Annotated in this window: 6 protein-coding genes; all 6 read right to left on the reverse strand. The window is 35.1% G+C overall.

The genetic code is table 11. The features are described from left to right. A complete protein-coding gene (locus tag P8H68_RS00655; RefSeq protein WP_300320281.1) occupies window positions 1-1200 on the reverse strand; it encodes a glycoside hydrolase family 88 protein in 1200 nt (399 codons plus the stop codon). A 142-nt stretch (window positions 1201-1342) separates the two neighbouring features. Then, window positions 1343-2008: a DUF6250 domain-containing protein gene (locus P8H68_RS00660; RefSeq protein WP_300320283.1), complete on the reverse strand. Its 666-nt coding sequence runs from the start codon at window positions 2006-2008 to the stop codon at window positions 1343-1345. Between the two features lie 6 nt (window positions 2009-2014). Then, the gene (locus tag P8H68_RS00665) at window positions 2015-3424 is read right to left on the reverse strand and encodes a sulfatase-like hydrolase/transferase (RefSeq protein ID WP_300320285.1); all 1410 of its coding nucleotides are present in this window, start codon (window positions 3422-3424) and stop codon (window positions 2015-2017) included. Between the two features lie 84 nt (window positions 3425-3508). After that, window positions 3509-5233, reverse strand: a complete 1725-nt coding sequence (locus tag P8H68_RS00670; RefSeq protein WP_300320288.1) for a RagB/SusD family nutrient uptake outer membrane protein — start codon at window positions 5231-5233, stop codon at window positions 3509-3511. Between the two features lie 32 nt (window positions 5234-5265). After that, window positions 5266-8403, reverse strand: a complete 3138-nt coding sequence (locus P8H68_RS00675; protein WP_300320291.1) for a TonB-dependent receptor — start codon at window positions 8401-8403, stop codon at window positions 5266-5268. 23 nt (window positions 8404-8426) lie between these two features. Beyond that, window positions 8427-9691 (reverse strand): hypothetical protein (locus tag P8H68_RS00680; RefSeq protein ID WP_300320293.1); only part of this gene is annotated, 1265 nt, incomplete at its 5' end.

Consider the following 9691-nt stretch of genomic DNA (forward strand, 5'->3'; position numbering starts at 1 on the left):
TTATTTAGAATAATTTTTATACCTACTTAAAGCTTCTAGATAATAATAGTCCGCGTAATTTAAAGGTACATCAATTTCATTGTTGTGAGGAATACTACCAACAGAATGCTTCAAAAGAAAGTTTTTGTTTTCTCCTAATTTTGCAGTGTATTTTGGACTGGCTAGTGAGTTCATGATTTTGTTAATAGCAGGAAGATACGATTCTTTTGAATAGCCATCTAATTCGATTAGTGCTGAAACGGTCACAGCTGCAGCGGAAACGTCTCTAGGCTCGTTTGGTATATTTGGAGCGTTGTAATCCCAATAAGGAATCCCGTCTTCTGGTGTACCAGGATAGTTGATAATGAAGTTGGCTATTTTTTCAGCCTGTTTCAAATAAATTGGGTTTTTTGTGTAGCGGTAACATACTGTATACCCATAAATACCCCAAGCTTGACCACGTGCCCATGAACTTTCATGTGCATAACCTTGGGCTGTATGTTTATTTCTTACTGCACCTGTTTCGGGATCATAATCAATGACATGATACGAGCTATTATCTTTTCTAAAATGGTTTTTTAAAGTGGTATCTGCATGTGCAATAGCTACATTTTGATATTTGGTGTCTCCTGTGATTTTAGAAAGTTCAAAAAGTAATTCTAGATTCATCATATTGTCAATGATCACAGGAAATTTCCAACCTCTTGTGGATTGCCATCCTTTTTCTACATCCCAACTTTTGATGCATCCCACCGTTGGATCGAATCTTGTAATTAAAGAATTACCTGCGGTAATCATTACATTTTTGAATTCTTCATTCCCAGTCAATCGATAACCATTTCCATAGGAACAGTTAAATACAAAACCAAGATCATGATTTGTAGTATAGTTTTTATGACTTTCAAAAATTGATTGAAATTTTTCTGCTGCTATTTTCCATTTTTCATTCTTTGTCAATTCGTATAAATACCAATTGGAGCCTGGATAAAAACCTTCCGTCCAATCAAATCTTTTATGGATCCAATGCATATTTCCATTGGCATCTAAGGTTCTTGGAATATTGTTTTCCTGTTCTGCAACAGCTAATAAGAGTGATAGTTGTTTGTCTGCGAACTCTATTTGAGATGCAATTTCTGGGGCTTCTGTTTTCTTTGAAGTCGCCATACATGAATTAAGAATAATGGGTATGACTAGCAATAAAGATAATTTTAGATATTTCATATTGTAATGATTAAATAGTATTTAGTTCTGTTATCTGATTGCAAGTTCTAAAATACTTCTATTGTTTTAGGGGGAATTAGTGTTCAACCACAGGGGGGATATCGTGTGAATCTCAACAAATACAGGGGGCTGAGGTGTTTTTTTAAAGAGCTGTTGTTTTGAACGATTTTATGATCATGTGGTTGTTCACAGTTCGGAATCCGAAATACCCGGAAGCATATGGATCTGTATCAAAATATTTAAAAATTATTTTACCATCTTTTTTATATATAGTTGTATTGTTGTGGATACTGATGGTGATGTGAATGTTTTTATTGGCAGTGATTTGATAAAGTTCCCCATTCAAATCATGTTCTGGTAGGAGCGGTCTATTTTGTTCACCATTGTATCTTCTAAAGCGCGTTTTTGTGTTGTTATGTCCTCCAAATCCAACATAATACTGTGTTAAACTATGGTAATTGTTGAATTTACCATTTCTATTTAAACTGTTTTTGAAGAAATCATTAGGAGAACTTGGGTCATTCGCCATCCAAAAACAATTCAAATCAGAAACACGATCATAGGGACCACCTTTATCTATAACCTCCACCACAAAATCTATTTGAATTGGTGCTTGGAGGTTGTTTTTATACCAAACGGTACAGCCTTCTGCATCAATAATTTCCATCTGTTTTTCAGTAAAAAAAACAGAACCACCTTCCTGCTGTTCAACCAACCAATTTTCTCTGGTTAGGGCAATTGAATTCTCTATAGAAGGAGAGGCACATGCAAATAATATAAGTAGATAAATGAATTTGAAAGATTTCATAGGAGATTAATATGGTGTTATAAATAATGTACTCGATGAAATTTTACTTTTGCTTGGAAGGATTATTTTTTTCAAAAATTTATGATCTTCATTTTCAATACACCAGTTGTGAAGGATATCTCTAAAGCCATCTAACTCCTTGATATGTTTTTTAGAACTCACTAAATTATTCATTTCATAGGGGTCTTTTTCTAAATTAAATAATTGTTCTCTATTTTTTCCCCAGTTGTAAAGTATGTATTTGTATTTTTTTGTTATTACTGAACGACCGATTGTTCCAAGAGCTTGTTTTCCCTCAAATTTTGTTTCCACAACAACAAAATTTCTTTCAATATTTTTTTTAGGGTTTAGGAAGATGGGCTTTAAATTTTCACCAGGTAAGTTATTTCTAACTGCACCAGCATAGGAACAGATTGTAGGGTAGAGGTCTAGGCCATTTGAAAGTAAAGTATTATTTGCTTTTTTACTAGGTTTGATAGTTCCTAGATGATTTGCTATAAAGGGAACTTTAACACTTTCTTGGAAAAGTATTGTTTTTTGATTCCAGCCGTGGGCAGCATTACCATCCCCATGATCTGAGGTGAATATAATTAAAGTTTCTTCTCTAAGGTCATTTTGATTTATAGCTTTTATAATTTTTCCAATTTCGACATCTACTTTTTCAACAAGGCGGTAATAGGCATATAGGTAATTTCTCCAATCTTCCTTGGTATAGTTACCGGTAGGATATACTTTTCTGTTAGCATTTTGTTCCAACTGTACTACCTCAGGAAAACTTTTTGACTTTTCGAAATTTACAGGAAGTTGAGGAGTATCATCAATATTTGGTAGAGTAACATTACCATACGGTAAAGGTTCATTCCTAGCCCACTCACAAATATTATGAGGGTTGTCAAATGACACTACTAAGAAAAAAGGATTTTCAGATTTTTTTTTTGATTTAATATATTCGATGCTCTTTTCTGCCAATCCTATATCTCCCATAGGAGCGATAAATTCAAAACCATTTCCGGCCGACATGCTAGCTTCATGTGCATGCCATTTCCCACCATAGGCACAATCATAACCAACATTTTTTAAGACAGTACCTAATACATTTTGTTTTTCATTGGAAATGATTTGGTTGTCTCCATCTTTGTTTGAGTTGACACCAATCGCATGTGGCATTTTTCCCGTGAACATGCTAGATCTTGAAGGGGTACATAAAGGAAAAGTCACATAGGCATTGTCAAAATGCATTCCTGTTTTTGCAAGTTGATCTAGGTTAGGAGTACTCACATTGGTATTTCCCATGTAACTTAATGCATTTGCATTATGTTGATCTGTAAGAATCAACACTATATTGGGATGTTTTTTATGCTGAGCGATAAAAATAAACGGAATAAAAATAAATAAGGAGGTAATTTTAAATTTCATAATGTTTTGTTTATAAATCAATAAAACCTAGGATTTCAAATAAATATAGGAAATACTAGGTTTGTTTCATGAGTTTGAAAATGGTTACCAACCAGGTTTCTGGTCTAAAAATTTATTTAAGTTAACTTCTTGTAAAGGGTAGGGTAGTGACATATGTTTTGATGCATCAAAGAACTCACCAGATCTTAGAAAAGCTTTATGATTTTCATCGGTAGGTTTAAAATCAGGCGATCCAATTATGGCCGCATTTAAGAGTTCTAATTTTGTACCTAATAATTCCCAACGAATCAAATCGTGTTTCCTTCTTCCTTCGAAACAGAATTCTCGTAATCTTTCATCTACAATTTCTTGAAAAAATAATTCTTGGGTCGAAACAGCTCCGGCTCTTCCCGTATTTTGAATATAATCCAAACCAGCGCGTCGTCTCACCTCATCTAAATATCCAATAGCAGAAGCCGTAGGTCCATTTAGGGCATTGTCAGCTTCAGCATGCATTAGCAGAATATCGGCATATCTCAATACAGGAATATTAATTCCCGTAAAATTTCTATTGGGAGTTGGGTTGGCTTCGAGTAAAATATATGGGTCTATTTCTCCTGCGGGAGGTGAGTCAATTAAATCATCAAAATCTGCTGGTTCCCACCGACGAAATTTACCAGGGCAATAATTAGAAGCAAGTGTACTCGTAACAGCTTTAGCATCTCCACTCGCAGTGTACTGCATTGCTGGCACATTCCAAGCTTTTCTTAAAAGTTCATCATTTGAGACAAATAAATCTCTTACCACAGGAGTTGTGTTAAACATGGCATATGCACCAGGATACCCATCGTCTCCTCCTCCATAATTAAAAGCAAGACCATTGATTCCTCCAATTCTTCCATGTGCATCAATCCCTGATTCTCTCAAGTATTTAAAAGAAATTTCAAAAAGGGTTTCTTGTGTGTCGTATACATTTTCTATATAGTTTAGAAAATGTTTTCTGTAGTTGTCACTTACAATTGTTATCACCTCTTCTCCATCTACAATGTCAGTTGTAACAACAGAAGGAGTAAGACTGTGTTCTCCAGAGTTAATGACAATTTCACACTTCTCTAGAACTTTTAAGTATTTAGAGTTGTCATGTAAAGGATAACCGGCCATTTTTAAGTAAACACGTGCCATCAATCCATGTGCGGCCATTTTATTAGCTCTCCCAGGAATGTAACTAGCATCGCTAATCAACGGTAAATGTTCTGAAGCAAACGTATAATCTTCAATAATTTGTGTATATAATTCCTCAAGACTAACAGGTTTAAGATGATTGGCAGATTGATCAAGAGTAGATGATAAAGGCATTGGAACCTCTTCAAACCAAGAAGCTAATAAAGAAAAAGCATGAGCTCTTAAGAATTTAGCCTCACCAATGTATCTGTTGAATTCATCATCTTCGAATCCTGCAGGATCTAATTTTTCAATAAATATGTTACTTAGGTTTATAACTTGGTATAAATAAGACCATAAGTTTTTAACATCATTGTCTGCTGCTGTGTGTCGGTACAAACCAACAGTCCAATTTTCGTTGTATCTTCTGTTATAATAACCTTCATCTGTACCAGACTCCATGATAATGGACATGGCTTGACCGTATACTTGGTCGCTCGCAAATTGTGAGTAGATTCCAGCAAGAGCAATATCTGCTTCGGTACTGTTTGAGTAAAAGTCGTTGATACCCCATGTAGATTGAGGCTCTTCATTTAAAAAATCAGAACAACCCGAGCTCATCGCTGCTATAGCGAACAAGCTTAAAAGTATTTTATATAATTTTTTCATTTTTTAGATTTTTTAGATTTCTGAATTTTTCATTAAAATATAATATCAAGTCCTGTCATGATTGTCGTACTCTGTGGATAAGCTGAGTAATCTAAGTTTGGAGTTAAAGCCCCAAATTTCCCCACAGAAACGTCTGGGTCATAACCAGAGTAATTGGTCCATGTAAATAAATTTTGACCTGTTACAAAAACACGTAAACTTTTTAATTTTAACTGTTTAGCAAAAACAGAAGGAAGATTATATCCGAATGATACGGCCTTCAGTTTTAAATACGATCCATCCTCGATATGCCTGTTGTCAATTCTATTACCTTTAGGTGCAGCACCATAAACATTAGAATATCTTATTGTTCCTACATTTGTATCTGTATTGGTAGGAGACCAAGCGTTGATTAAATCGGGAAATCCATTTCTTCTACCAGCTTCAGGTACTCCAAAAACAGTTTTGTTAGCGTTTAATATGTCATAACCATAAGACCATTGTAAAAGAAAGTTGAAGTCAAAATCTCCAAATTCGAAAGTGTTAGAAAGTCCACCAAAATGTTTTGGATGTGGATTTCCTATGACAACTCTATCTTGGTCGTTTACAGTTCCGTCTCCATTTTGATCGATAAACTTAACACTTCCGGGAGCAACAGGTAAAGTACCGTTATCAGGAATTCCTTCTTTTAAAATATACGTTTGTAAGGCATTATCCCAATTGAAGTCGTCTACTTGGTAAATTCTATCAAACTCTAAACCATACATCATTCCAACAGGTTGACCTACTTTTGTTATGTATTGATATTCAGAATAGCTATTGCTCCACTCAGGATCTGTAAAAATTGCATCCTGTCCATCATTAAGTGCAATGGTTTCATTTTTATTGAATGAAATATTAAAGGAGGAGGTCCATCTAAATTTGTCCGACGTGAAATTAACTGAGTTTAAAGTAATTTCTAAACCAGCATTTTGAACCTTTCCTACATTTTGCTGTACTCTATCAAAACCTGTGTGTGGTGCCATTTCTGCTTTTAATAATAGATCTGATGTTGATTTTTTGTAGTAGTCAACTGTGGCTTGTAATTTTTGATTGAAAAAACCTAAATCTAAACCAGCATTTGTCTGACTTGTTGTTTCCCAACGTAAATCAGGTACTCCTAAATTACTTTGATAAGCTCCTGGGGTGTAATTTTGACCAGTTCCCCAGATGTATCCGCTAGAAACACTTGCATTCAGTTGACTGTAAGCATCATAATCTCCAATTCTGTTGTTTCCGGTTTTTCCCCAACCAAGTCTTAACTTAGCGAAAGAAACAGCATCTAGATCCATCATGAAATTTTCGTCACTTAATTTCCATCCGGCAGAAAAAGACGGGAAGTAACCCCAACGATTGTCTTCACTGAACTTAGAAGAACCATCCGCTCTATAGGTTGCCGTTAATAAATATTTATTTTTATAGCTGTAATTAATTCTTGCGAAATATGAAAGTAATGTATTGGCAGATAACTGTGTTACCGGGATGGAAGGAGAGGTTCCTAAATCTAGTTTAGCCATTCCAAACAAATCTGTTGGAATCTCCGAATTTTTCATACGAGCATATTCACTATCTCTTGCCTGAGCTTCGAGTCCTCCTAAAACTGTAAAACTATTTTTCCCAAATTTCTTTTTATAAGTTAACGTATTGGAAGTTGAAAGAGTTTGATATCTTCTGGTTGTAAGTGTTCCGTTAATATGATCTGTACCTCTGCGACCTTGTTGTGTGTCTAAACCAAAGAACAAAGTTTCCTTTCTGTTGTCTACTTGATAAGTACCTGAAACTCTTAAATACAAATTTGGTTTGAATTTATGTGTGATGGCCAAACTACCACGAATTACATCAGAGCGATTTGACCTATCTGTGTTTTCAAGGTTTTTTACAGGGTTGAATAAATACCTTTGGTTGATATCATCAAAATCGTATCCTCCTTCTTCCAATCCATCATCATTAATGGGCTCTACAGGTCTAAACTGAACGGCATCTCTAATGACACTTGTGTATTTGTTCCCAGAAATGGTAGGTCCAGTTCTGTCTAAATGTGAGTATTGAAGGTAACCATTAAAGGTTGTTTTTGAATTGAGTTTGTGCGTAAACTTTAGGTTGTTCAAATATTTTTTAAAGCCAGTATTGATCATAGTCCCCTCTTGATCTAGATACTCTGTTGAGAAATATAATTTAGTTGTTTTGTTACCTCCGCTTAAACTCAAATTGTAACGGGATGTTTCAGCTAATTGAAAAATCTCATCTTGCCAGCTTGTACCTTCTGTATTTCGATACAATTCTTTATCAACCCAGTCTCTTTTGAAGTAATTGGTATATTGTCCAGGGGTATAATTGTCTAAAGCGCTCGCTATTTGTTCTTGGTAAAGAACATAGTCATAGGGACCTAAAACTTGAAGTCTGTTTGGAATCCATTGTAAACTATGTGCAATGCTGAATTTTACATCTGTTTTTCCATCACTTCTTCCTTCTTTCGTAGTAATGATAATTACACCGTTGGCAGCTCTAGATCCATATATAGCGGTTGCTGAAGCGTCTTTTAAAATATCGAAACTTTCGATGTCATTGGTACTGATACTAGCCGGATCAAAGTCTTCTAATGGAATTCCGTCAACAACATAAAGAGGAGAGTTATCTCCTGTAATGGAGTTACCACCCCTAATAACAATATTAAGACTTTCTCCGGGCGTCCCATCTACCGAGCCAATTTGAACTCCAGATACCCTTCCTGCCAAAGCTTGATCGAAATTAGTAGTTGCAGTATTGACTAATTCTTCGGCGTCAATAGATGCTACCGATCCGGTTAAGTCTTTCTTTTTAACAGTTCCATACCCAACTACAACAACTTCTTCTAAACTAACATTAGACTCTCTAAGTTTTATATGTAGTGTATTGTTGGTTGTAATTACTATTTCTTGGGTTTCGAATCCCATATAGCTAAAAGTTAGTTTTGCTCCTTCTTTGATATCGTTTAAAGAAAAGAATCCATCGAAATCTGAAATGGTTCCTTTGTTTTCTCCTTTGGATACAATTGATACTCCAGGTAGTGGATTCCCACTCGAATCTGATACCTTTCCGGTGATTGCTTTTTGTGCAATCCCAATAAATGAGAAGCAAGTAAAAGCTATGAATAATGTTATAATATTTTTCATTTGAATAGTTTTTTTGAAATGATTTACTCCTCTGAAGCTTTGAAATGTACATCCGATACATAGTATCTTCCTGGCCTACCTTTTGAACCTGAACTTGGTTTCCCTGGTCCGGTATAGGTCGCTACAATTTTAAATTTTAAAGCAAAGCTTTTAGAATCTTTGTATGGATTTAAGTTTAATTCATTTCTTACCCATTTCGCATCTGCATTTCTTGATGTATCTTTCCTTCCATCGGGGTCACCATCTCCTAGCTTTTGATCACCAGGGTATGGAGTTCCAATAAATGGAGTACCAGAAGTTGTATTAATTTGACAAGAAAGTTGATCGTTTATCTGTGTCCATGTTGACGTTTCATCGTCACCGGTATAGTTTGTAGAAATATAAATTTCCAATTCCGTTGGTGTTCCTCCATCCGTTTTATATTCAACATATTGATTTTTAGTATAGAAAACAGTAGCAAGATTGTAACCTAGTTTATATTGCGTTAAGTCTTGTGGGTTGATGGTAATAAATGATTCATGTGGTTCCCAATCACCAGCAGTCATGTTGGTCCAAAGAGATTTGTTCCCAATTACAGAGTCAGGCCTTTCTTCATCGGCAAGTGGAGCAGGAGCAGCTTGTAACCAAGTTTTAGCTTCGGTTACATCTCCAGGTTTAAGAATGGTTTTTTCGTACCCATATAATTTGCTTTCTGCTTGTAATGTTGGGTAGAAAAAATAATTTGTTTGCTTCGGTAGATCAACGGGACTATTAGAAGCTACTAAAAATAAAAAGCTTGATCCTTGGAATTCAGTTATTTCTTGACTTATATTACTTGTAACTTCAACTGTAGGGTAAATAGTGTCGTTGGCTGTAGTAGTATAATCATCTTGCAAACGAATGATTCCTGTTTGTGAGTCAATAACTAATTTTTCTTCGTCACTAGCCAAAGAAAATGTTACATCAGGATTTCCTGTAATAAGATAGGGTTGAGTTGTAGTAGCATTTGTGTTTGTTACTAAATTCTGTGCAATAGGAGAATACAATAAATTTGTGACCAATCCCGGTCCGACTCCTAAATGAAAAATATCCTCAAAAGTAGCAGAACTAATAGACTCTCCATTTTTAGTGGTTACTTTGACACTAAAATAATAATCATCTATCCCAAAATTGTTTTCGTCAGCAATTTCAATAACACCAGCTTTGCTATAATTATAAGCAGTATAGCTTTTAATGGTATCTCCCTCAAATATGATATAATCTTCCGGAGCTAGGTCAACGGTTTTCTCTACAGGGTTTTCAATACTTA

Source organism: Flavicella sp., from assembly GCF_029238425.1.
GTDB lineage: Bacteria > Bacteroidota > Bacteroidia > Flavobacteriales > Flavobacteriaceae > Flavicella.

Coding starts and splice junctions, on each gene's coding strand:
- P8H68_RS00655 (WP_300320281.1), bottom strand. CDS start 1,200: ATGAAATATCTAAAATTATCTTTATTGCTAGTCATACCCATTATTCTT.
- P8H68_RS00660 (WP_300320283.1), bottom strand. CDS start 2,008: ATGAAATCTTTCAAATTCATTTATCTACTTATATTATTTGCATGTGCC.
- P8H68_RS00665 (WP_300320285.1), bottom strand. CDS start 3,424: ATGAAATTTAAAATTACCTCCTTATTTATTTTTATTCCGTTTATTTTT.
- P8H68_RS00670 (WP_300320288.1), bottom strand. CDS start 5,233: ATGAAAAAATTATATAAAATACTTTTAAGCTTGTTCGCTATAGCAGCG.
- P8H68_RS00675 (WP_300320291.1), bottom strand. CDS start 8,403: ATGAAAAATATTATAACATTATTCATAGCTTTTACTTGCTTCTCATTT.